Origin of the sequence: Dysgonomonas gadei ATCC BAA-286 (genome assembly GCF_000213555.1) — a bacterium.
In the GTDB taxonomy this organism is placed as follows: Bacteria; Bacteroidota; Bacteroidia; order Bacteroidales; family Dysgonomonadaceae; genus Dysgonomonas; species Dysgonomonas gadei.
This window is the reverse complement of record NZ_GL891986.1, coordinates 65,123-87,882: the sequence shown is the minus strand read 5'-3', so window position 1 is coordinate 87,882 and position 22,760 is coordinate 65,123. Positions and strand designations below refer to the sequence as shown.

General features: G+C 40.0%; 21 protein-coding genes and 1 pseudogene. 10 read left to right on the top strand and 12 right to left on the bottom strand.

From position 1 onward, the window contains the following. Nucleotides 1-102: 102 nt before the first annotated feature. Nucleotides 103-693, top strand: a complete 591-nt coding sequence (locus tag HMPREF9455_RS14240; RefSeq protein WP_006800418.1) for a sigma-70 family RNA polymerase sigma factor — start codon at nucleotides 103-105, stop codon at nucleotides 691-693. A gap of 122 nt (nucleotides 694-815) precedes the next feature. Here the strand turns inward: HMPREF9455_RS14240 and HMPREF9455_RS14235 are convergent, their stop codons facing one another. After that, nucleotides 816-1,769 (bottom strand): aldo/keto reductase, encoded by a 954-nt coding sequence (locus HMPREF9455_RS14235; protein WP_006800417.1) that lies wholly within the window; start codon nucleotides 1,767-1,769, stop codon nucleotides 816-818. Between the two features lie 193 nt (nucleotides 1,770-1,962). Between HMPREF9455_RS14235 and HMPREF9455_RS14230 the strand changes: the two genes are divergently transcribed. Further along, a complete protein-coding gene (locus HMPREF9455_RS14230; RefSeq protein ID WP_006800416.1) occupies nucleotides 1,963-2,661 on the top strand; it encodes a carbonic anhydrase in 699 nt (232 codons plus the stop codon). A 124-nt stretch (nucleotides 2,662-2,785) separates the two neighbouring features. Continuing rightward, on the top strand, nucleotides 2,786-5,143 hold the full coding sequence (locus tag HMPREF9455_RS14225; protein ID WP_006800415.1) for an ATP-dependent helicase: 2,358 nt from the start codon (nucleotides 2,786-2,788) through the stop codon (nucleotides 5,141-5,143). 73 nt (nucleotides 5,144-5,216) lie between these two features. Here HMPREF9455_RS14225 and HMPREF9455_RS14220 read toward each other — a convergent pair whose 3' ends face one another. Further along, complete coding sequence (locus HMPREF9455_RS14220) at nucleotides 5,217-6,419, bottom strand: DUF6348 family protein (protein WP_006800414.1); 1,203 nt, start codon at nucleotides 6,417-6,419, stop codon at nucleotides 5,217-5,219. Between the two features lie 4 nt (nucleotides 6,420-6,423). Next, nucleotides 6,424-6,867 carry a hypothetical protein gene (locus tag HMPREF9455_RS14215; protein ID WP_006800413.1) on the bottom strand — a complete coding sequence of 148 codons (444 nt, stop codon included), beginning with the start codon at nucleotides 6,865-6,867 and terminating at the stop codon, nucleotides 6,424-6,426. A gap of 429 nt (nucleotides 6,868-7,296) precedes the next feature. On the opposite strand from HMPREF9455_RS14215, the gene HMPREF9455_RS21105 reads away from it, so the two are divergent. Then, nucleotides 7,297-8,733 (top strand): hypothetical protein, encoded by a 1,437-nt coding sequence (locus tag HMPREF9455_RS21105; RefSeq protein ID WP_006800412.1) that lies wholly within the window; start codon nucleotides 7,297-7,299, stop codon nucleotides 8,731-8,733. Nucleotides 8,734-8,828: 95 nt separating this feature from the next. Continuing rightward, on the top strand, nucleotides 8,829-10,421 hold the full coding sequence (locus tag HMPREF9455_RS14200; RefSeq protein ID WP_006800411.1) for an OmpP1/FadL family transporter: 1,593 nt from the start codon (nucleotides 8,829-8,831) through the stop codon (nucleotides 10,419-10,421). Between the two features lie 77 nt (nucleotides 10,422-10,498). On the opposite strand, the gene HMPREF9455_RS14195 is transcribed toward HMPREF9455_RS14200, so the two are convergent. From HMPREF9455_RS14195 to HMPREF9455_RS14155, 9 genes are all read right to left on the bottom strand, one after another. Beyond that, nucleotides 10,499-11,452 (bottom strand): N-acetylornithine carbamoyltransferase, encoded by a 954-nt coding sequence (locus HMPREF9455_RS14195; RefSeq protein ID WP_006800410.1) that lies wholly within the window; start codon nucleotides 11,450-11,452, stop codon nucleotides 10,499-10,501. Continuing rightward, a complete protein-coding gene (locus HMPREF9455_RS14190) occupies nucleotides 11,452-12,351 on the bottom strand; it encodes an acyltransferase family protein (RefSeq protein WP_006800409.1) in 900 nt (299 codons plus the stop codon). Before HMPREF9455_RS14190 ends, HMPREF9455_RS14195 begins: the two co-directional genes overlap by 1 nt. Before the next feature lie 101 nt (nucleotides 12,352-12,452). Beyond that, a complete protein-coding gene (locus HMPREF9455_RS14185; RefSeq protein WP_006800408.1) occupies nucleotides 12,453-13,268 on the bottom strand; it encodes an acyltransferase family protein in 816 nt (271 codons plus the stop codon). Then, entirely contained in the window at nucleotides 13,268-13,453 is a 186-nt protein-coding gene (locus tag HMPREF9455_RS14180; RefSeq protein ID WP_006800407.1) for a hypothetical protein, read from the bottom strand. Before HMPREF9455_RS14180 ends, HMPREF9455_RS14185 begins: the two co-directional genes overlap by 1 nt. Further along, entirely contained in the window at nucleotides 13,453-14,703 is a 1,251-nt protein-coding gene (locus HMPREF9455_RS14175; RefSeq protein WP_006800406.1) for a glutamate-5-semialdehyde dehydrogenase, read from the bottom strand. Before HMPREF9455_RS14175 ends, HMPREF9455_RS14180 begins: the two co-directional genes overlap by 1 nt. A 2-nt stretch (nucleotides 14,704-14,705) precedes the next feature. Beyond that, complete coding sequence (proB, locus tag HMPREF9455_RS14170; RefSeq protein ID WP_006800405.1) at nucleotides 14,706-15,782, bottom strand: glutamate 5-kinase; 1,077 nt, start codon at nucleotides 15,780-15,782, stop codon at nucleotides 14,706-14,708. Between the two features lie 212 nt (nucleotides 15,783-15,994). Further along, nucleotides 15,995-16,513 (bottom strand): ribosome maturation factor RimM, encoded by a 519-nt coding sequence (gene rimM / locus HMPREF9455_RS14165; RefSeq protein WP_006800404.1) that lies wholly within the window; start codon nucleotides 16,511-16,513, stop codon nucleotides 15,995-15,997. A 38-nt stretch (nucleotides 16,514-16,551) separates the two neighbouring features. After that, nucleotides 16,552-17,163, bottom strand: coding sequence for a DUF4290 domain-containing protein (locus tag HMPREF9455_RS14160; RefSeq protein WP_006800403.1), 612 nt, complete (start codon nucleotides 17,161-17,163; stop codon nucleotides 16,552-16,554). A 345-nt stretch (nucleotides 17,164-17,508) separates the two neighbouring features. Beyond that, nucleotides 17,509-19,239 (bottom strand): S41 family peptidase, encoded by a 1,731-nt coding sequence (locus HMPREF9455_RS14155; protein ID WP_006800402.1) that lies wholly within the window; start codon nucleotides 19,237-19,239, stop codon nucleotides 17,509-17,511. Nucleotides 19,240-19,576: 337 nt separating this feature from the next. On the opposite strand from HMPREF9455_RS14155, the gene rfbA reads away from it, so the two are divergent. The 5 genes and pseudogenes from rfbA to HMPREF9455_RS14130 form a co-directional block, all read left to right on the top strand. Continuing rightward, nucleotides 19,577-20,440: a glucose-1-phosphate thymidylyltransferase RfbA gene (gene rfbA / locus HMPREF9455_RS14150; RefSeq protein WP_006800400.1), complete on the top strand. Its 864-nt coding sequence runs from the start codon at nucleotides 19,577-19,579 to the stop codon at nucleotides 20,438-20,440. Between the two features lie 14 nt (nucleotides 20,441-20,454). Next, complete coding sequence (gene rfbC / locus HMPREF9455_RS14145) at nucleotides 20,455-21,003, top strand: dTDP-4-dehydrorhamnose 3,5-epimerase (protein ID WP_006800399.1); 549 nt, start codon at nucleotides 20,455-20,457, stop codon at nucleotides 21,001-21,003. A 10-nt stretch (nucleotides 21,004-21,013) separates the two neighbouring features. Continuing rightward, complete coding sequence (locus HMPREF9455_RS14140) at nucleotides 21,014-21,805, top strand: glycoside hydrolase family 25 protein (RefSeq protein ID WP_006800398.1); 792 nt, start codon at nucleotides 21,014-21,016, stop codon at nucleotides 21,803-21,805. Nucleotides 21,806-21,936: 131 nt separating this feature from the next. After that, nucleotides 21,937-22,356, top strand: coding sequence for a S41 family peptidase (locus HMPREF9455_RS14135; protein ID WP_006800397.1), 420 nt, complete (start codon nucleotides 21,937-21,939; stop codon nucleotides 22,354-22,356). An 85-nt stretch (nucleotides 22,357-22,441) separates the two neighbouring features. Then, a pseudogene (locus HMPREF9455_RS14130) lies at nucleotides 22,442-22,760 on the top strand (IS110 family RNA-guided transposase); the annotation flags it as partial.

The window sequence follows — 22,760 nt, the reverse complement described above, 5'->3', positions numbered from 1 at the left end:
TTATTTGCATCATTAACGCAAGATTATTAAAAAAAACCTCTAAAAACTTTTTGCCTATAGAATAAACATTACTCTTTTTATAACTTTAAAATATAAGAGATAATGGATACATTAATAACCATGACCGACGAACAATTGGTCACCGATTATTCTAATGGTAACAATCAGGCATTTGATATCCTACTGTCACGACACAAAATCAGTGTCTTCAACTATATCTATTTCACTGTGCGCAACAGGGAACTGGCAGAAGATATCTTTCAGGAAACTTTTATCAAGGCTATTGTAACGATTAAACAAGGCCGCTATACCGAGACAGGAAAATTTCGTGCCTGGATATCCCGCATCGCCCACAATCTTATTATAGACCATTTTCGTCAGGAAAAGAATGAGAATACAATTTCTAATGACGAGGCCCCGGTCGATTTGTTGAACAATCCGTTGCTGTGTGATGGTACGATAGAGGACGAGATAATCCGTATGCAGATTACATCGGATATCCGTAAGCTAATCTCGTACCTGCCCGATAGCCAGCGCGAAGTATTGGAAATGCGCTATTATCAGGATTTGAGTTTTAAGGAAATAGCAGACCATACAGGCGTCAGTATCAATACAGCCCTGGGACGTATGCGTTATGCTATACTCAATATACGCCGCATGGCAGATGAAAATAACATCGTGCTGACGATGTAAATATAACTGATAATTGTATTGATTCTTAATAGAATAGTAAATAGGTCCGAGACCTTATTGTAGTTTTTAAGTTATAAGGATTGAAAGTGGATAAGCATCCCTGTGGTTGGGATGCTTATTTTTTATGCCAGAATCATTTCTATCAGAGCCAGTTCTTCACCTGTGAAATGTGAATTATCCTTTGCTTTCAGATTGTCTTTCAGCTGATTCAATGAACTTGTACCTATTATGACAGATGTTACATGCTTGTTGTGCAGCAGCCATGCCAGAGCCATTTCGGCAAGTGTTTGACCACGTTGACCGGCAAGGTCGTTCAGCGCCTTCACTTTCTTTATCACCTCAGGTGTAATTTCACTCTCTTGCAGGAAGCCATGACTTTTGTGAGCACGAGAATCTTCAGGAATGCCGTTCAGGTATTTATTCGTGAGTACGCCCTGAGCCAGTGGAGAGAAAGCAATGAAGCCCACCCCGTATTTCTCGTTGATGTCCATATGTTCAATTTCAGGTTCGCGCACGAGCATGCTGTATTTGTCCTGATAGATAAGGCAGGGCACATGTTGCGATTTCAGAATATTGTATGCCTGAATCAGTTTTTCGGGAGGATACTTTGATATGCCTACATATAATGCCTTCCCCTGACGTACAATATCCACCAGAGCCTGCATGGTCTCTTCCACAGGGGTTTGAGGATCATAGCGGTGCGAATAGAATATATCGAAATATTCCAGACCTGTACGTTTCAGGCTTTGGTCTATACTGGCCATGATGTATTTGCGGGAACCACCATCTCCGTAAGGCCCGTCCCACATAAGATGACCTGCCTTGGATGAAATAATGAGTTCGTCGCGATGACCTTTCAATTCTTTAGCCAGTATCTTGCCAAAGTTAGTTTCGGCACTACCCGGAGGTGGTCCGTAGTTATTAGCCAAGTCGAAATGTGTAATGCCACTCTCGAAAGCGTGTAAAATCATGGATGTAGCCATTTCGAAGCTATCCACATCCCCGAAGTTATGCCACAAGCCTAATGAAATTTCGGGTAATTGTAACCCGCTGTTTCCACAAAAATTGTATTTCATGATAAATCGTTAATTTGTTGCTGATAAAGTTAATTGAAATTTTGTTTAACATAAATAGGAAATCATATTATTATTTACAGTAATATTCCCTTTGCATTATTTAACATTATTGTACTATAAAATATATTCAAGAAAGAACCTGAAACTGATTCTTTCTCTACTTTTGTCCGATTTTTTTTTAATAACAACTATAATGAAAACAAGCTACTTATCTAAGCACTTTCTGCTGATGGCTATTCTTAGCTTATCTGCAGCTATTTCTTATGCACAAGATCAAAAGCCGGAGGAATCTTTGAATGCGCTCAAAGACGGGAATAAACGCTTTTGCTCAGGTCAGTTATTGCACACTCATCAGGATTTAAGCAGAATAGACGAACTCAAAACGGGACAGAAGCCTTTCGCGATCGTAGTTAGTTGCTCTGATTCGCGTGTGACACCCGAAATTGTTTTTGATCAAGGGTTGGGAGATATATTCTCTATCCGAACAGCCGGGAATGTAATGGCCGATTATGAAGAAGGTAGCATCGAATATGCAGCCGAACATCTCGGTACAAAGCTGATTGTAGTGATGGGACATACAAGCTGCGGGGCTGTAAAAGCATTCATGGATATAAAACACAGCCATGAAAACCACGATGCCCATCATACCGGGAAACTTGGGCATATCGAGTCCATTATCAAAAAACTGGATAGCGAAGAAGAGGAAGATGAAGTTTTCAAGACCGAAGGCGATGTTTACAACCGGGCCATCATAGCTAATGTGATACACGGAGTAAAGCAACTGAGAAAATCAGAACCATTCCTCAAAGAAATGCATGAAGATGGTGATGTACAAATTGTTGGAGCCATTTATCATATCGAGTCGGGAGAAGTTGAATTTCTCGATATTTGATTATCACATACATCAAATAAATAAAGCCGGACGAAACTCTTTCTTCCGGCTTTTTTGTTTGCCCGAAGTTATAACCTCACATTCCTAAAAAAGACTTATCTTTGTTACCCTATCACTGATTTTTATGGACAATTTGCTGGATCATCTAAATAAACAGCAGCGTGAAGCTGTTGAATACATAAGCGGGCCTTCCCTGATTATTGCAGGGGCCGGTTCGGGCAAGACACGGGTACTTACTTATAAAATAGCATACCTTCTCCAACAAGGCTATATGCCTCACAGCATACTTGCACTTACATTTACTAATAAGGCGGCGCGTGAAATGAAAGAGCGTATTGCGGAGATAATCGGATGGAAGTATGCCCGCTATTTATGGATGGGGACTTTTCACTCGGTGTTTTCCCGTATTTTGCGTACCGAAGCCGAAAAAATAGGATTTACCTCCAATTTTACCATTTTCGACTCGGCCGACTCCCGGAATATGATAAAGACCATTATCAAACAGTATCAACTGGATGATAAAGTCTATAAGCCGGCCAGAGTACAAGCTACAATATCAAATGCTAAGAATGCGCTGATTTCACCCCAGATGTATGCTCAGAACAAAGAACTGCTGGAGTATGACCAACGGTCAAAGATGCCTGTATTGAAAGATATTTACAGGGATTACAACAATAGGCTAAAAGCTTCCAATACAATGGATTTCGATGATTTGTTGTTCTACACCAATGTCCTGTTTCGTGACCATCCCGATGTGTTGAAAAGTTATCAGGAACGTTATCAGTTTATCCTCGTAGACGAATATCAGGATACGAACTTTGCACAATACCTTGTTGTAAAGCAGCTTGCCGATGCGCACCACCGCGTATGTGTAGTGGGTGACGATGCACAGAGTATCTACTCGTTTCGGGGAGCGAATATAGATAATATACTTAAATTTAAGGAAGTTTACTCCGAATCGAAGTTGTTTAAGCTGGAGCAGAATTACCGTTCCACACAAAATATTGTTAATGCGGCTAACAGCCTTATTCAGCAAAACCGTGAACAGATAAAGAAAACAATATATTCAGAGAACGACGAAGGAGAACGTATCGAAATATCCAGTGCTTTCTCCGATTTTGAAGAAGGGGTCATTGTATCGAATAAGATATGGGACATCCGCCGCGATAAGAAAGCGGCATATAGTGATTTTGTAATTCTGTACCGTACCAATGCCCAGTCGCGTATCTTCGAAGAGGCTTTGCGGAAAAAAAATATCCCGTACCGTATCTATGGCGGTTTGTCGTTCTACCAGCGTAAGGAAATCAAAGATGTTATCGCGTATTTCCGGATGGTGGTGAATCCCTTCGACGAAGAAGCTTTCCGGCGTATCATTAATTTTCCTGCGCGGGGAATCGGGAATACGACATTAAATAAAATTGCAGATGCAGCCCGTTTGCATAATGTGAGCTTGTGGGAGGTAATTGGTGACTCGTTAGGATATAATCTGAATGTGAACACAGGTACAGCTAAAAAGTTAAGTGAGTTCCGGGAACTTATCGAAAGTTTTATTGCGCAATTACGCGAATTATCAGCTTATGAACTGGCATCCCGGATTGTAAAACAAAGCGGTATTGCTACTGAAGCTTATCAGGATCAGACGCCCGAAGGCATGAGTCGTCAGGAAAATTTACAGGAACTGTTAGGCGGTATCCATGAATTTTGCGAAAGCCGCAAAGAAGAAGGTCTGGGGGGGATAGGATTGATGGATTTCTTATCCGAAGTGTCGCTACTTAGTGATCAGGATACAGATAAAGAGGCCGATCAGGAAAAAGTGACAATGATGACCGTTCATGCATCTAAAGGATTGGAATTCAAAAATGTATTTGTTGTAGGTATGGAAGAAGACCTCTTTCCGTCGTCAATGGCAAAGAATGAATTCCGAGGCTTAGAAGAAGAGCGTCGCTTGTTCTATGTCGCTATTACCCGCGCAAAGGAATACTGTATGATTACATATGCTAAAAGCCGTTTCCGGAATGGGCAGATAAATGCTTCCAATCCAAGCCGTTTCCTTCGTGATATAGATACTTGCTATCTGAATGTAAACGGTGGAGTGCTCGGTGGTGGCGGATTCGGAGTGCTCAATCGACCCGAAACGTATACAAACGATTTGTATGATTACACCAATACACCCCGTAGAACATACCCGGAACGCCCGCTAACTCAGCGGCAACCAACTGCTCAGCGGCAGGAAGCCAGTCTTCCATCCGCATCTCCCCGTTCCAATTTTGTGAATGCGCGCAACGCTACGCCGAAAGCTTCCGCAGGAGTGAATTCAGGAGAAGTACAAGTAGGGGCGATAATAAAACACGAGCGTTTCGGTATAGGTAAGGTGACTGCTGTAACAGGTGATCCTGATAGCCGGAAAGCTACCGTAGAATTTGAAAACTCGGGAGTGAAGCAATTGTTGCTGAAGTTTGCCCGGTTTGAGGTTCTGGGATAGGAAGTGAAACATAACTGTTGTGATGATGAAAGCAGAATATGAAAATTTATTTTTTAGTCCACTTGGAGAAAAATTATTTTTTCCAGAATTTCCATGATGGCTTTTTCTTTTCTTTACCGGTCTTTTCAGGAATAATATTTTCTGTAGTTTCTTCCTTTTTTTCGGCAGGCTGATAGTGTGGCATGTATATTACCGGTTCTCCAAATCTGGCATTGTTCATATCTTCGGCTTTAGCACCGTCTTTCAGCGCATTGTTGTAAGCATTGAATTCCGCACTTTGTATGAATAAGTTTTGAAAGTGCTCTTGATTCACGCATCCCTCCTTTATTATTTTCTCAGCCAACTGATATGCGGATGTATAGATGGGTTCGTCGCTAAGCTTTATAGTCGCTTCCTTTTCAGTTTCGTCTGTAACAATGGCTTCATCTGAAAATTTGGCCGTTGTAATTCCTTTCAGAAATACACGCCCGAAAGCTAAAGGGATAAATGTATTTGCTTTCTCGGCATCGGATAGAGACAGGCCTTCTGCCATCAGTTGTTGTTCTATTGCATCGTCATCTTCACCTACCATCCAGGCCATAGTAGCAGCCATGCGGCTTATGTCGAAATGATCTTTCAGTACCATGAAGACCCGCATCGAGAAGAAGTCTTTGTAGGTGGGGAAATCAAATGTGCGGACGAATTTCTCTATACCGGTCCAAACTTCGTTATCTAGAAGTATTTCACCTGAGATCAATTCGCTTTCCGATTGTGCATAGTAGAATCTTACCCAATGAGTACCTTCTGTCAAGGGTTGGACTTTTATAGTCTCTTCAAGCTGTTCGAGCCAACGTAAAGGAAGCGGATCAGGATGACTTCCTCTGGTGGTTACATTGCTTATGGTAACATTATAGGTGCGTCCGTCAACTACCCATTGCTGATTATTGACCTGATGGTCAAATTCTTTAGTGAAAAATGCGGAAAGTAAGGTGTGAAAAGAATTTGTAAGGAAGTTTTTCCATGCGTCTTTTATTGCAGTATTTTCGTCCACTCCCATTCCTGCGCACGATTCGATAATGGTTTTACCCAGACCTATTTCGAGATGTATATCTAATTGTAAAATCACAGCCATAGACGAAGATGAGCGATTGAATATGTGTGCCCATGCAGTCATGTACTGATGAGGAAATATAATCAGGTCTTTCTCTATATTGCATTCAATATTGTGCCTGCGGAAAGTCTCAGCCAGAAAATTATTGAGTTGCAATTCGTGTTGTATCAGTTTGTTGTCGTTCATTGGACTAATATTTATTGTCGTTAAGTTTCTTTGTCAAAAATGAATAACTTGCTTGATATTTCTTTAGCCTTTGTATATCCTTGTCTGTGATTTCAGGTAATCTTGACGTATCCATATTATCCTTCAAGTCGGCAAGCTTAACAGTTGTGGCTATTGGAAATTTGGCTATATGCTCTATGTATGTATTATATTCAATATCGGGAGAATGAGCCAGTATAAGAAGTTGATTTATTAATTCTTCGGGAATAGCTTCAGCCATCAGATCATCAACAGTAATATCAGTATCTTCCAAAATATCGTGCAGAACGGCTACAATTTTTGCTTCTATTGTATTTACACTATTCATCACTCTCAAGGGATGGAATATGTATGGCTTACCACCTTTATCTGTTTGTCCGTAATGTGCATTTACTGCAATCCGGATTGCTATTTCTAATATGCCATCCATTATCGATGAATGAATCGTGTTAATCTTCGGTTACTATTTAATTATATGGGCATTACAAATCTAAATAAAAATAGGAAAAACAGCGTTGTTCAGACCCATTTTAACATGGACAAGAGCGTAATTAAACTGAAAAAATTGCAATTCTTATGTTTTATTCGATTTATGGGCTATGAGTACACTCGTTTTTTATATTTTTTTTAACATAATATAGAGCAGCAAAAAGGTCTTTCGTTGCATCTTTCATATATAAAATATTGAATCGAAAAGATAAATATCGTATATTTGTTTATTCTCTATTAATATTTTATCAATGTTTGTATTAAACCTTTTACAGGTTAGTCAGTCTAAGATTTATAAAGATAACTAAAACGCTGTCAATAAACACAAAGCATTGTAGATTATAAACAATAAACAATAGGAGAGCAGATTATGAAAGTAAAAAATTTAGTACTGATGTTTCTGATGTCTGTATTGCCGTTTATCGCTTTTGCGCAAGATGACTGGGATGACATTTATGCTACTTCTAAATCAAAAGATAATAAGAAGAAAGAGGTAAAAGTCAAAAATACAGTTTCTCAGAAACAACAACAGAAACCAACTCAGGTGTTGGTAGTTCGTGACAACGGAGACGTTACTCTGGAGACAGAAGGTAACGTAAACGTAGATGTGGATGCCTATAACCGTAGGGGAGGAGATGTGTCTGTATACCAGAATGAACAATACCCTGAAGATTCGGTAGCCTATACCGATGAATATCAGGATTATCAGTATACAGATCGTATAGTGAAATTCCATGAGCCAGAAAACAGTGTTAAGATATCCAGTGACAACGAGATAAATGTGTATGTTACCAATGACTTGTACAGCAATTATTATCGCAATCGTGGCTGGAACTTTAACGTAAATCTTGGCTGGGGCTGGGGTGGATATTACGGTAGCTATTATCCGTTTTACGATCCATGGTATTATAGCGGTTACTGGGGCGGATATTACGACCCTTGGTATTACGGCAGCAGCTGGGGCTGGGGTTGGAGCAGACCTTGGTATGGCTATGGCTGGGGAGGCTGGTACGGTGGCGGTTGGTATGCCGGAGGCTGGTATGGAGGACATCATCATCACGGATACTACGGTAGTAGTTCACGTTACAACTATTCCGGACGCCCTCGGGCTAGTTACGGATCCGGTCGGTCAGGTTATGGCTATAATTCGGGTCGCGGTTCGTACGGATACAGCGGCCGTGAATCAAGTGTAGGTAGTTCCCGTCCTAGTTATGGTGGCAGAGGCTCATCTACCGGAAGTGTAGGAACGAGACCATCTACCCGTCCTAGTTACGGTACGTCTACAGGTCGTGGTTCTTCATCAGGTAGTGTAGGCACAAGACCATCAACTCGTCCGAGTTATGGTACATCAACAGACAGAGGTTCTTCTGGCGGAGTAACAACTCGTCCTACTACCCGTCCAAGTTATAATAGCAGCGGTTCAAGTACAGGTCGCGGTTCATCCGGTAGTGTTACTACAAGACCAACAACTCGTCCAAGTTACAACACTTCAGCTGGTAGCAGTTCAAGTTCACGTCCTAGTTATGGTAGTGGCTCATCAAGCAGTTCACGTCCTAGTTACAGCGGATCATCCAGTAGTTCAAGTTCACGTCCTAGCTATAGTGGTTCATCAAGCTCAAGTTCTAGTTCACGCCCTAGCTATAGCGGGTCATCAAGTAGCAGTTCGAGCTCACGACCAAGTTATAGCAGTGGTTCATCCAGCAGTTCTTCTTCCAGAGGTTCATATAGCTCAGGCTCATCATCCAGTAGCCGTTCTTCCGGAGGTGGAGGAAGCAGTAGCGGAAGAAGCGGAGGCGGACGCAGATAAAAAGGCAAAATAAGGACAACTAAATAAAAGCTGTTTCAATATTAATTTTTGAGGCAGCTTTTTTGAAAAGATATAGAAATATTAAAAATTACATTATGAAACATGTATCATTACTACTGTTAACAGCTGCATTGACGTTTGGGGCTGCCCAGGCCCAAAATGAAATGGATGCATACAGATATTCAAAGAACGATCTTACCGGTACTGCCCGTTCCGTTTCTATGGGGGGAGCTTTTGGCGCTTTGGGAGGTGATATATCCGGCGTATCCATAAATCCGGCAGGTATAGGAGTTTATCAAACATCCGAAATAGTTACTACACTTAATTTTCAGAATTCGAAGGTTCAGACAGAAATGAATGCCGGAAAAGTTGATGAAAGTAAATTTAAAGTGAACTTTGATAATCTGGCGTTTGTGAGTGTATTCCCTATATTTGATAATGATGTGGTTCGTAGTATCAATATCGGGTTTTCGTACAACAGATTGAAAAATTTTGACAGGAAATATAATGCGATTGGCAATAACCTGTCGTATGATTTGTCGGCTTATATGGCTGATAGAGCAACAAATAATGGACGTCCTGCCTCGGCTATTGCATTAGGTGATGGAGGGAATGACTGGAGAGATATCTGGCGCAATCAGGATTGGCTGAGCGTACTAGCTTTTAATGGACATATTATAGATGAGAAAACTCCTGTGGGTTCAGGGCAATATGTCCCGGCTTCCCCCGAGTATGCGGCTTATAGTGACTTATTTGTAGAAGAAAAAGGTTCTGTCAGTACATATGATTTTAATATAGGAACAACTTTTTCGGATATTGTTAGTGTTGGGGCAACATTGTCCCTTACCGATATAAATTATCGTATGTATTCTAGTTATATTGAAGACTATCAGAATAGCGGTTCATTTTGGGGTGGTCAGGAATTACAAAACTGGATGAGAACAGATGGTACAGGGTGGCAGGTTACTGCCGGTGTAATTGTAAAGCCTGTACAAGAATTACGAATTGGAGTTTCATACCATTCTCCTACATGGTATAATATGACCGATTATTTCGCTGCGGATCTGTCTTCCGATTTTGCCGATGGAACAAGTTCCTATATAGCTAGCTTCAGTGATCCCAATTCAGATCGGAGTGAAGATGCCATATATGATTATAAGATGCGCACTCCTGACAAGTGGACATTGAGCCTTGCAGGCGTTATCGGCGGTAAAGCAATTATCAGCGCCGATTATGAATTGACTAACTATGCCAATAATATGAAATTGTTCGATGACCGGGGTAATGCTCTTGCTACAGGTACAGGCGATCCTAACGCTTATATAAAGAATGATTTCAGAAATGCATCTACTGTTCGCGTTGGGGCTGAATATCGTATTACAGACCAGTTTTCGGCTCGTGTAGGTTATTCATGGATGCAAAGCCCATTCAAAAATGAAGTAATAGATTTCCCGGGCGACCATGAAGTTGTTACCGATAGCCGTGCAGCTACTCAGTATGTATTGGATGGAACTACAAACTATTTCACTTATGGTATGGGATACAGATTTTCACGTCATTTCTATACAGATATCGCATTTGTAATGAAATCGCAGAAAGATGATTTGTATGCCTTTACAGGAGCAGATAAAACTACATTCAAGACAAATAATTTTCAAGGGCTGCTGACATTGGGATATAGATTCTAATAAGGCATAGTAACAAAATAAAGAAGCAGCGCATCTCTTTCGGAATGCGCTGCTCTTGGTTATAAACGGATTGTATTTTAAAGATTTTCCAGCATTCTCTTTATAACTGTTTGAGCTGATATCTCACGATTGGCTGCTTCCTGTATAACAATCGATTGTGGACTTTCTATCACATCGTCGCTTACAATCATATTGCGGCGTACAGGCAGACAATGCATAAAGTAAGCGTTATTTGTCAGCGCCATCTTTTGAGTTGTTACAGTCCACGACATATCTTTGCTTAATATTTTGCCATAATTAGGATCATTGTATGCAGCCCAGTTTTTTGCATAAACAAAGTCCGCCTCTGCGAGTGCTTTATCCTGATCATACTCTACTTTTGCTCCGCGTACAAATTTAGGATCGAGGTCATAACCTTGCGGGTGTGTGATAACAAAATCTACATCAGCCTCGTTCATAAAGTCAGCAAATGAATTTGGTACTGCCTGTGGCAGGGCTTTCGGATGTGGTGCCCATGTAAGGACAACTTTTGGGCGAGCAGTTTTCTTATATTCTTCTATTGTGATGAGATCGGCAAAAGCCTGTAAAGGATGTCCTGTTGCAGCCTCCATGCTAAATACGGGACGTCCCGAATACTTAATAAACTGATTGAGTATCTTTTCCTGGTAATCGTCTTCCTTATTTTCGAATTGAGCAAACGCGCGTACTCCGATAATGTCGCAATAACTGCCCATCACAGGGATGGCTTCTAGTATATGTTCCGATTTGTCGCCGTCCATTATTACTCCAGGTTCGGTTTCCAGTTTCCAAGCTCCCTGATTGATGTCGAGTACCATTGTGTTCATACCCAGGTTCATCCCGGCTTTCTGTGTACTCAGGCGGGTGCGCAGGCTGGAATTGAAAAATACCATCAGCAGCGTTTTGTTCTCACCGAGGCTTTTATACCCGAAGCGGTTTTTCTTTACTTCAAGAGCTTCTTTTACTGCGGCATTAAGATCGCCGAGGTCTTTGACATTGGTATATGTTCTCATTACAAAAGTATTTTAATGCGTTTATTGATTAAGACTATAAAGATAGCTAATAGTACGGAGACTATCATAATGAACGGCAACCTGTAAATATTATTTGTTTCCGCTATCGGGATTATTTGCCCTGCAACGAGGATGTGGACAAAATAAATTCCTCCGGCCAGTTTTGATATATCGTATTTTTCAACAGAGTGATTTACTCCTTTCTGTATGCAGATAATTAATACGGGGCAAAGGATGTATAGAGACAGAAATAAATTATGGTAAATATTCGTTTTATATCCTTGGTATGATTCTATTAATAATGTGATAAGACTTATAAATAGAATCATATATAGATATAAAGGCCTTATATTTACATATCCCTTCTTTTGAATATAATATCCTAGTACGATAAATGGGAAACCAAAGAAAATACCATTACAGAATGCTCTGTAAGGCAATCCGCAATTCTCCAGTATATATCCGGTAATGAAGAGAATAATGCCGGAAAGCAGTAGTAGGTTATTATTCTTTATAAACTTCTTTAATGCCAACAGCATCAGTATGCCCAAGAGGAGTGCAGGCAGAAACCACAGGTGATAATATCCCATAATGGCAAATGTAACCAGTGAATGCGCTTCTACCGTATTATAATAGGTGGGCAGATAAATGATCAACCATACGACGTAGACAATGAAAATATGTAATAAATATTTTTTTATGGCCTTATTGTTATCTATTTTAGAATGGAGATAATATCCGCTAATAACGAAAAAACATGGTACAGCTATCCGCGCTATCCCGTTAGAAATGAGCCATCCGGTTAATGAATCATTGCTAAAAAGAGACTGTGTGTGTACCGTGATAACCAACAGGCTGAGTATAATTCTGAAATAATCGAGTCTTAGATTACGTTCCATGGTTAAAAGAATATTTTTACCCGTTTGTTTATCAAATAAACAATGTAAGATAATGCTATAGAAAGTATGACTACCAGAGGTAATTTATATATCATATAAGTCTATGGCATTCCTATGATATTCATAGCCAGTGGATGTATAAAATAGATACCGGAAAATAAAATAGCCACAAACTCTTTTCCAGATGATATTACCGCGTGTTTTTGGATATATAGGAATATGGCAGGGCAGATAATCAACAACGCGAGTCTGAAATCCTGATATGGATTGAAACCTCCGGAATTTATATACTGAAAATAAGACTCCCCAACAAGTAGAACTAAACCAATAAAGATACCAATCAATAAATAGCTGTTTTTCACTTTTTCCGCATAGTTATATTTTTGCAGATAATATCCGAGAGCTATAAAAGGAAAGCCCATAATAATCCCGTTCCGGTAATAATAGACTCTTGCATAATCCAGACTGCAATAAAATCCAAACAGAAATAAGGACAGGGCGATAACTAGTATGCAGATATGGTTCTTAACATATTTGTTGATGATGAAAAAAAATACGATTCCGCTAATCAGTGCCGGTATATACCACAGATGGTGGTACCCTATAACTACAATACGTATGGTATTTTTTATATTATAAAAGGCGCCATAATAAAAAGGGAGATATATCACCATCCAAGTGACATAAACAATAATCAGATGTATCAGATACTTCCTAATCTTTTTCGGGTCATTAAGTTTAGGCCCTATATAATATCCGCAAATAATGAAAAATATAGGGACTGCAATTCGCGCCAATCCATGGGAAATTATCCAGCCTGTAAATTCCCCGTTTCCGAATAGTGGCAGCATATGTATGCAGATAACCAATATAGAAAGGATTATTTTGAAATAGTCGAGAAAGACGTTGCGTTCCATTATTCTTCTGTAAAGTTCTTTCTTTGTGTTTTGCGATTATATAGTTTCTTATTTTTATGTACTGATGTAATGCATTTCCATCCTGCCGACAGGGAGAGTTCCTCATCCCTGTCGGCCTTTTTAATCGCTTTTATATAATCTTCGACAGTTATTTTTCCTGCTGTCTTTTTCTTTTTTTTCTTCATTATCTGATTTGCCCATTGCCTTCTATTATCCACTTGTAGGTGCATAATTCATCCAAAGCCATGGGACCTCGTGCATGCATTTTTTGGGTGCTGATGCCTATTTCTGCTCCAAGCCCGAACTGCGCACCATCGGTAAATGCGGTGGATGCATTAGAATAAACGCAGGCTGCATCGACCATTTTCTCGAATAGTTTGATCGCTTCACGGTCTTCGCTTATGATGGCTTCACTATGTTTTGAACTATAAGCAGTTATATGCCGAATGGCTTCATCTATACCCGAGACTGTTTTGATAGCCATCTTATAATCAAGAAATTCCGTGCCGAAACTGTCTTCATTTGCTTTCTTCAGTAAATCGTAGGAGTAGTATTGAAACAAAGCCTCATAAGCGTGTTTATCGGCATATATTATAACATCCTTTTTTTCCAGATCTTCGCAAAGATAATGCAAATCGTCTAAACGGTCTTTGTCTATTATCAGGCAGTCCAGCGAATTACAGACACTTACTTTGCGAGTTTTAGCATTGGTAACAATATCCTTACCTTTCTTTACATCTCCTTCTTTATGAAAATAGGTGTGACATACACCTGCGCCTGTTTCTATGACCGGAATACGGGAGTTTTCGCGTACATAATTAATCAGCTCCTGTCCTCCGCGCGGAATGATAAGGTCTACATAGTCACGGGCATTAAGCAGTTCCTCTGTTGCTCCCCGGTCGTTAGGCAATAGTGTACATACATTTGGATTTACCCCGTTTTCATCCAATACATTGCGAATGATATCTATAATGGCTTCGTTCGAAAAACGTGCGTCCGAGCCACCTTTCAGTATACAGGCATTACCCGATTTCAGGCATAGGGAAAATACATCGAAACTCACATTTGGACGGGCTTCGTATATAATACCGATAACTCCGAACGGAACGGTTATTTTGGATAGACTCAGTCCATTCTGTAACGTTTTTTGCATGAGTGTTTTCCCAACGGGGGAGGGTAGGGAGGCTACATTGCGGATATCTTTCACAATATCCATTATCCGCTGTTCATTTAATAACAAGCGGTCGTATTTAGGATTACTTGTATCCATCCGTTGTAAATCCTTCTGGTTTTCGGCAAGGATGTAATACATTTTCGACTCGGTTTCTTTGGCAATAGCTTCCAATATTGCGTTTATTTCCTTTTCTTCCAGCAAATTCAGGCTTTTACCTGCTTCCATAACCAACTGGAACGTATTCTGGTGATAATCGTCCATTTTTATTTTTCAATATATAAATAGTCGTAATGCACAATTGCTTTTTTATTATTTTTTCCTATCGTTTCTTTAGCTTTTTCACTGCTGTACGAGGTGCGGCCGATGCCGACCTGTTTTCCTTTTTCGTCGATAATACGTACAATGTCGTCAGCTTCAAAATTGCCGGAAATTTTTGTTACACCCACAGGCAGCAGGCTCACAGCCTTATCGCTCAGAAGAACTTCTGCCGCACATTTGTTGATGTGTATCTCCCCTTTGGTAAAACCGTCGGAGTGAGCTATCCATTTTTTTATACTGTTTGTTCCTTTACCCGATGGTTTGAAACGGGTAGATACAACGTCCTTTCCTTTTATAAGGTCTACCAGTATATTATCCCTGCGTCCATTGGCAATAATGACCTCGATCCCTTCTTCGGCTGCTCTGCGGGCCACATTGTATTTTGTGGTCATCCCTCCGCGTCCTGTTGCCGATTTGGATGACTGGATACAGTTTTCGATGTCGTCTTTCTTTATGTCTATTTCCCGGAATATGTATGCTTCAGGTTTACTCGGATTGTCACTATAAATCCCGTCTATGTTGCTGAGTATTATTAGCTTTTTTGCTCCCATCATGGCTGCTACAAGCCCCGATAATTCATCATTGTCTGTAAACATGAGTTCATTAACCGAAATGGCATCATTTTCGTTTACAATAGGGATGACCTTATTGTCGAGCATTACGGACATACAATTCCTCTGATTGAGGTAATGGCGGCGTGTGGCAAAGTCTTCCTTGGTAACGAGTATCTGTCCGCAGATAATACCCTGCTGCTGAAACAAATCATAATAACGGTTGATTAACTTCACCTGACCGATAGAAGAGTATAACTGACGTGCCGAAATAGTGTCTAACTTTGCTTTTGCCTTGATTTCAGATTTTCCGGATGCTACGGCGCCCGATGAAACCAGAATAACCTCTATATTGTTTTTATGCAATTCGGCTATCTGATCTACCAATGCCGACATACGGGTGAGGTCCAGCATCCCGTCTTTACGGCTCAGTATTTGGCTACCTATTTTTACAACTATGCGTTCTTTCATCGAAATATAAGTAAAAGAAAGTATTTAATGCAACATTCGTTAATTTTAACCGGCTATTGTTATTGCAGATATAAAAGTAATAAACAGGCCGATGACCTTACCTAAAAAGCAAAGTTATAATTTTATTTTAAAGTAAAATGTTCGTTTGTAGTGAAAATGGATGGAAAAATGGATTCAAAGATCAGAATAATACATCAATGTGGTATCGGCGCTTAAATCAACCCTTCGGGAAGAGCAAGGTACAACATCTTTTTCCTGGCATCTACTTTTTCTATAAAATCTTCTGTGGCAGGAATTATAAGTTCGTCCTCTCCATCTTTTATCAGAAAGAGAGTGTTTATAGTTTTATCGTCTATATCTTCAATTATACCCAGCTTGCCGGCTGTTTTATCTATAACTGAAAAGCCTATAAAGAAATTCCATGAGTATTCAATATCGTCATTGCTCTCTTCTTCATAATATTTGCGTGGAAAATACACTTCCAGGCCGGACATTCGTCTGGCTTTTTCCTCATTGTCTATATCTTCAAATTTTATGAGAGCTGTTTCTTTGCCCTTAAACCGATACTCTTCAATAAAGAAAGGAACAAGGATGTTGTCTATACGGCAAATAAGATACGGACAGTCTACCCGGTCGAATACATCATTCTCGAAAGAAAAATTCATCTCCCCTTTTATTCCGTGAGGTTTGATAAATTTCCCTATTTTGAAAACTTCATTTTCTTTTATCATATTTTATAATGCCTTAATATAAAAATGAAGAGTTAGCCTTATTTCTTCTTTTGCTGTTGGTTTTTCTTTCCTCCGCTATTATTGTTATTATTGTTCCTCTGTCCGAGGTCTTTCATTTCGGGAAGTTTTATGTTGGAACTGCGTATGTCTATTTTATGATTCGACAAATCATAGAGGTCGATAAATATTTTCATATCATCCACTTCCTTATTCCACTGTATATATGATTTTTTCATGTGAGTGGCAACAAGCAATATGAATTGCTCTTTTTCTTTCGGGTCTTCTAATTCGGTAGCCAGTTTCACCATTTTTTCAAGAGTTTTACCATAGTGGCGATACTCCATATCGGGGCGGCTGTATTCAATTTTGCCGGGCTTGGAATAAAGGTCTTCCTTCTTTACTATTTCATAAGGGTAGTCGATATCCAGTTTGAAATCGGCCATGATAGCAAGGTGATCCCACAAGATGTGTTTAAAATCATTCACATCGCGCAGGTGAGGGAACATATTTCCCATTATATTGATAATAGTATTGGCACAGCGTTTGCGTTCATTCCGGTCAGGTACTGTAAGGCAGTAGTCGACCATATTCTGTATATTCCTTCCATACTCGGGAAGAGCTAGTTTTTTCAGTTGAGTATTATATTCCATTTTTTGTATTGGGTTATTATTCTTAATTTGATAATGTGCTGAAATCAGTTTGTAGGCCTTATAATTTAAAATAAGTATTTAGTGTCGTGTTTAAAGCTATAACTATCAATTATTGTTATACTCGGGTGGACAATAAATAGGTCTGCGCCCTTGGTTTTTCTATCGCATTGGCGATTTCAGCCCTAACAGGACTGCAAAGATAATCTTTTTAGTTGAACTCGTTGATACTGTCTTTAAAAATATTAAATAAGAATGTAATTTTAAGTAGATTAAGCCTAATTTTACAACGGTCTTAAAACAACAAAGCACCCGTTGTCGGACGGATGCTTTATTGTTTGTTTTATATTAATTCATAGCTACTTCGCTTTCTTCAACCGGGGCAGACAATGTCTTTTTGTATAATTCGAGATCATTTAATACTTCCACGGCTTTAGCCAGCTCTTTATCATTTTTCAGAGTATAGAGGTATTCTCCTTTCTGATAATGATAGCGCCTGATGATTTCAGTGTTTATCTGGCGTGTGATATCATCTTTAAATGTTTCCAGGTCACGGTCTAGGTTCGGTACAAGCATTGCCTCCAAGGCCTTGAATTCTGCATCCGCATATTTCATATATCCTTCAAACTCCATTACTTCTTTGAGCGAAGCCATCGATTTTTCACTCATACGGTCATACTGGAAATCTTTTGACTTAACAAATGCTTTGAAGCTTTCATAGTCTTCGTCCGAAATAGAGAATGTTTCGGGAGAAGCAATTGATTTGTGTTTTGCAGCCCAGTCTGTAACCCAGTCGAAAACGATGAACTGATTGGCAAGATAGTATGTGATGGTAGGAGTTTTCTCTTCCTCGAATGCAATATCCGGCGAAACACCACCACCATCTCTTACCGGACGGCCGATTTCGGTTTTGAATACAGTTGTCAGGCTATCGGGAATGCGTCCTACACTACCATCGGCGTTGCGATGGGTGTAATCTATGGCTTGTATACATCTTCCGCTCGGGATATAATACTTGGAATTGGTAACCTTTACACCGCCTCCGTAAGGAATTTCCCTTGTCGACTGTACCAATCCTTTACCAAAAGTACGTTCCCCTATAAGTACAGCTCTATCCATATCCTGTAACGATCCGGCAACGATCTCTGCCGCAGAAGCCGAGCCTCTGTCTATAAGTACGACAATCGGTATTTCAGTATCGATAGGTTCGAGTGTGGTACGGTATGTCCTGTCCAGTTGTTTCAGTTTTCCTTTGGTCGACAGAACGACTTTTCCCTTTGGTACAAAAAGGTTTACAATCTGTACGGCTTCTTCAAGTATTCCGCCTCCATTCTGGCGAAGGTCGAAAATTAACGATGTTACTCCTTGCTTTTTCAGATCGAGGAATGCCTTTTTCACATCCATCGCACTTTTATCGGTAAAAGTAGGGCTGAAATTAATATATCCTGTCGATGGAGTTATCTGGCCATAATACGGTATAGGATCGATAGTGATTTTTTCACGTACCACCTTTACTGTAATCGGCTTTTTCTCGCCGGGACGCTCTACTTTTATTTGTATCGATGTGCCCGGCTGGCCTTTCAGGTTAGAGCTTACAAAGTTACTCAGTGTACGGCCAAAAGCTTCTCCTTCTACCTGATCACAGGTAGTCATGTCTTTACCGTCTATTTCGAGTATGTAGTCACCTGCTTTTAAGCCTGCTTTGTCGGCCGGTTTTCCTTCAAAAGGTTCTGTTATGGCAACTTTCCCGTCCTTGAAAGCAATGCTGGAACCTATGCCCGCATATTCGCCCGAAATCTGGGTGCTGAACTCCTTCATGTCGTCCTTGTTGAAATAAGTCGTATACGGATCGAGGGTGTTGAGCATATTGTCAATTCCGCTGCGGATAGTTTTATTCAGGTCCAGAGTGTCTACATAGAACATGTCTACTTCCCGTACTATGGAATTGAATATTTCTATATTTTTATTTATATCGAAATAGCGTTGCTGCTGATTCTTATCAGGAACGTTTTGCGCTTGAATAAAAGAAACTCCGGCGAGGATGGAGATTGCTGAAAATGTGATGAATCTGTATTTCATTAATTCTATCTGTTATAGTCTCAGACTTATTTACTACTCTATTAAGTGGAACAACAAGCATAAATCGTGATTCGATGATACATCATTGAATCCTATCCGTTACTCATTATTCTAAAAAACAACACAAAGGAATACTTTTTTTTATAAATAGCGAAATTTGACAGGGTTATATATGTCTTATTTTTAACAAAAAAACATAAAAGGATAACTTGGGCTGTAAGTTGCAAGCAGGCAACATATATAAACGGAGCGAAGCGATGAAAAACACATGTTTCATAATTCATTACTCCTAAATTATTATCTTATATTTGCAACTGAATAAATAAACAGAGCAGAAATGAAAGGAATTATCCTCGCAGGCGGGAGTGCCACACGACTTTACCCTTTATCCAAAGCAATATCGAAGCAGATAATGCCGGTATATGATAAGCCAATGATTTACTATCCTTTATCCACACTGATGCTGGCCGGTATCCGCGAAGTATTGGTTATTTCCACGCCGCGCGATTTACCGATGTTTGAGGTGTTGCTGGGTACGGGCGAAGAGTTTGGGATGAAGTTTGAATATGTAATACAGGAAGTTCCTAACGGTTTGGCTCAAGCCTTTGTACTGGGCGAAAAATTTCTCGAAGGAGATGCCGGGTGTCTCATTCTCGGAGATAATATGTTTTACGGGCAAGGCTTTTCCAAAATGCTGAAAGAAGCTGCGACAATAGAAAAAGGTGCATGCATTTTCGGCTATTATGTGAAAGATCCCCGGGCATACGGGGTTGTTGAGTTTGACGAAGATGGCAAGGTGATGTCATTGGAGGAAAAACCTGAAAATCCTAAGTCCAATTACGCTGTGCCCGGACTTTATTTTTATGACAAGACCGTCTCGGCAAAGGCAAAAGCATTGGAGCCATCGGCCAGAGGAGAATTTGAAATCACCGATCTCAACAAGTGTTATCTGAACGAAGGGACCTTGAAGGTGCAACTATTCGGACGTGGCTTTGCTTGGCTCGATACCGGAAATTGCGATAGCTTGCTCGAAGCCGGGAACTATGTTGAGACAATACAGAACAGGCAAGGCTTTTATATATCATGCATAGAAGAAATTGCATGGCGTAACAAGTGGATTGATAATGAGCAGTTGCGGGTTTTAGGCAAACGCCTTGATAAAACAGCATATGGACAATATATACTTAGCTTACTAGACTAAAGTTTTTTTATCGTATGAAATTTACAGAGCAGAACATAAAAGGAGTCTGGATAATAGAGCCCCGTGTATTTACCGACGAAAGGGGCTATTTTATGGAATCGTACCGGAAAGATGCATTTGAAGAGCATATCGGCAGAGTTGAGTTTATTCAGGATAATGAATCGAAGTCGACCCGTGGCGTGTTGCGTGGATTGCATTATCAGACGGGTAAGTATGCGCAGGCTAAGTTAGTCAGAGTGCTGAAGGGGAGTGTCCTCGATGTAGTGGTGGATTTACGTAAATCCTCACCCACCTTCGGCAAATCTTTAGCGGTAGAACTTACCGAAGATAATAAAAAGCAATTATTCGTACCCAGAGGTTTTGCCCATGGATTTCTTGTGCTTAGCCCCGAAGCCATTTTTTCTTATAAAGTCGATAACATGTATGCCCCGGGATATGAAGCCTCGCTTTTGTGGAACGACCCGACAATAAATATAAATTGGGGCATAAAAGAAGAAGAGTTGATTCTGTCGGCAAAAGATAAAGCCGGTAAGCTTTTTACCGAAACTGTTGTTTTCGATTAAGGGTAAGCCAATGGCTAAGAGAGTAATAAGAAAGCGAACCCGGAAAAAAACAGGCAGGAAGAAAACGGCGAAATTTGAACCGAAAAGGCTTATTCTGCCATTTGTGATAGCTGCGTGCCTGTGTGTCGCCGCATTCTTCATTATAAAGGATTATTTTGGAGAATCCGAATCTTTCGATTCCAGTAAGTATTTTGTAAAGGGGGTAGATGTATCCCACCACAACCCGATTCTTAACTGGGAGAGCGTTCTGGAACAAAATATTACTTTCGCTTACCTTAAAGCAACAGAAGGCACTTCCCACGAAGACAGGAATTATCCCTACAATTATGATTTGGCAAGGGAAACAAATATAAAGGTGGGTTCTTACCATTTCTATACATTCGGCTTGTCTGGGAAGGAACAGGCACAGCACTTTCTGAAAATAGCGAGGTTTAACACCGGAGATATGCTTCCGGCTATCGATGTGGAACATTCACCGGCCAATCCTTACAGTAAGGATAAAGACTATATTGAAGTTGTTGTGAGCGAATTGAAAGTGCTGGAAAAGGAATTGTATGAGCATTTCGGAATTCATCCGGTCATTTATACCAACAAAGATTGCTATAAATTATATATCAAAGATAATTTCCCTGATAACCTGATCTGGATGTGTGACCTGCATAATGAGCCGTCCGATGATGTGAAGAACTGGCGTATATGGCAGTTCTCGCATAAAGGGGAATTACCCGGGGTAGATGGCGATGTTGATTTGAACTACTACCGTTATTCATTTCAGGAGTTTAAAGAATTATTATTACCTTGAGGGCTTAAAAAAAATACTGGATGAAAACAAGCATGAATTGCAAAATTGGCGGAGTCAACCACAATTTATCCAAGTGCATGATAATTTTGTCATGCGAGTTTACATACATCCATTAAAAACAAAATTAAAGTATGAAATATATACTTATTATATCTCTTGCATTCGTTTTCAGCTTTTCATCATGTTTTGATGAAGATAAATTCGAGAATACCAGACAAGGGAACTTTGAGGCTTTGTGGAAAATAATGGATGAGCATTATTGCTTTTTCAGTTATAAGGATGTGGACTGGAACGAAGTTCATACCCGATACGCTGCACGTATCAGTGAGAATATGACGAATGATGCCTTGTTTACCGTACTCGGCGAAATGCTGGCTGAGGTAAAGGATGGGCATGTGAATCTGGTGGCAAGCCATGATGTAGCCCGTTATACTAAATGGTACGACGACTATCCTTATAATTTTGATACAAAAATACAGGATAATTATCTGGGTACAGATTATGGCATAGCCAGCGGCTTGAAATACAAAATCCCTATGTTTGAAATCTGAGTGAGGAGTGAAGCATAAGCTATCCGTTTTATGGTTAATTTCGGATAATTTCGACTTAATCAATTTAACCTAAATGATATAGCTTATGAGACAAAGTAAAGGATTAGACTTCAAAGGACAAAATATCTATGTGGGTATAGATGTTCATTTGAAAAGTTGGGCGGTGGCGATACTCTCAGAGAGTTCGGTTCTGAAGAAGTTTAGTCAAGATCCACAGCCGGAAGCTTTACATAGATTTTTGGTGACCAATTATCCGGGAGCGACTTATTATTCAGTATATGAAGCTGGATTCAGTGGGTTCTGGACACACCACAAACTTACGGAATTAGGGATTAACAATATTGTGGTTAATCCGGCTGATGTACCGACAATGAGTAGAGAGAAACTGCGAAAGACCGATGCGG

Coding starts and splice junctions, on each gene's coding strand:
- HMPREF9455_RS14240 (WP_006800418.1), top strand. CDS start 103: ATGGATACATTAATAACCATGACCGACGAACAATTGGTCACCGATTAT.
- HMPREF9455_RS14235 (WP_006800417.1), bottom strand. CDS start 1,769: ATGAAATACAATTTTTGTGGAAACAGCGGGTTACAATTACCCGAAATT.
- HMPREF9455_RS14230 (WP_006800416.1), top strand. CDS start 1,963: ATGAAAACAAGCTACTTATCTAAGCACTTTCTGCTGATGGCTATTCTT.
- HMPREF9455_RS14225 (WP_006800415.1), top strand. CDS start 2,786: ATGGACAATTTGCTGGATCATCTAAATAAACAGCAGCGTGAAGCTGTT.
- HMPREF9455_RS14220 (WP_006800414.1), bottom strand. CDS start 6,419: ATGAACGACAACAAACTGATACAACACGAATTGCAACTCAATAATTTT.
- HMPREF9455_RS14215 (WP_006800413.1), bottom strand. CDS start 6,867: ATGGATGGCATATTAGAAATAGCAATCCGGATTGCAGTAAATGCACAT.
- HMPREF9455_RS21105 (WP_006800412.1), top strand. CDS start 7,297: ATGAAAGTAAAAAATTTAGTACTGATGTTTCTGATGTCTGTATTGCCG.
- HMPREF9455_RS14200 (WP_006800411.1), top strand. CDS start 8,829: ATGAAACATGTATCATTACTACTGTTAACAGCTGCATTGACGTTTGGG.
- HMPREF9455_RS14195 (WP_006800410.1), bottom strand. CDS start 11,452: ATGAGAACATATACCAATGTCAAAGACCTCGGCGATCTTAATGCCGCA.
- HMPREF9455_RS14190 (WP_006800409.1), bottom strand. CDS start 12,351: ATGGAACGTAATCTAAGACTCGATTATTTCAGAATTATACTCAGCCTG.
- HMPREF9455_RS14185 (WP_006800408.1), bottom strand. CDS start 13,268: ATGGAACGCAACGTCTTTCTCGACTATTTCAAAATAATCCTTTCTATA.
- HMPREF9455_RS14180 (WP_006800407.1), bottom strand. CDS start 13,453: ATGAAGAAAAAAAAGAAAAAGACAGCAGGAAAAATAACTGTCGAAGAT.
- HMPREF9455_RS14175 (WP_006800406.1), bottom strand. CDS start 14,703: ATGGACGATTATCACCAGAATACGTTCCAGTTGGTTATGGAAGCAGGT.
- proB (WP_006800405.1), bottom strand. CDS start 15,782: ATGAAAGAACGCATAGTTGTAAAAATAGGTAGCCAAATACTGAGCCGT.
- rimM (WP_006800404.1), bottom strand. CDS start 16,513: ATGATAAAAGAAAATGAAGTTTTCAAAATAGGGAAATTTATCAAACCT.
- HMPREF9455_RS14160 (WP_006800403.1), bottom strand. CDS start 17,163: ATGGAATATAATACTCAACTGAAAAAACTAGCTCTTCCCGAGTATGGA.
- HMPREF9455_RS14155 (WP_006800402.1), bottom strand. CDS start 19,239: ATGAAATACAGATTCATCACATTTTCAGCAATCTCCATCCTCGCCGGA.
- rfbA (WP_006800400.1), top strand. CDS start 19,577: ATGAAAGGAATTATCCTCGCAGGCGGGAGTGCCACACGACTTTACCCT.
- rfbC (WP_006800399.1), top strand. CDS start 20,455: ATGAAATTTACAGAGCAGAACATAAAAGGAGTCTGGATAATAGAGCCC.
- HMPREF9455_RS14140 (WP_006800398.1), top strand. CDS start 21,014: ATGGCTAAGAGAGTAATAAGAAAGCGAACCCGGAAAAAAACAGGCAGG.
- HMPREF9455_RS14135 (WP_006800397.1), top strand. CDS start 21,937: ATGAAATATATACTTATTATATCTCTTGCATTCGTTTTCAGCTTTTCA.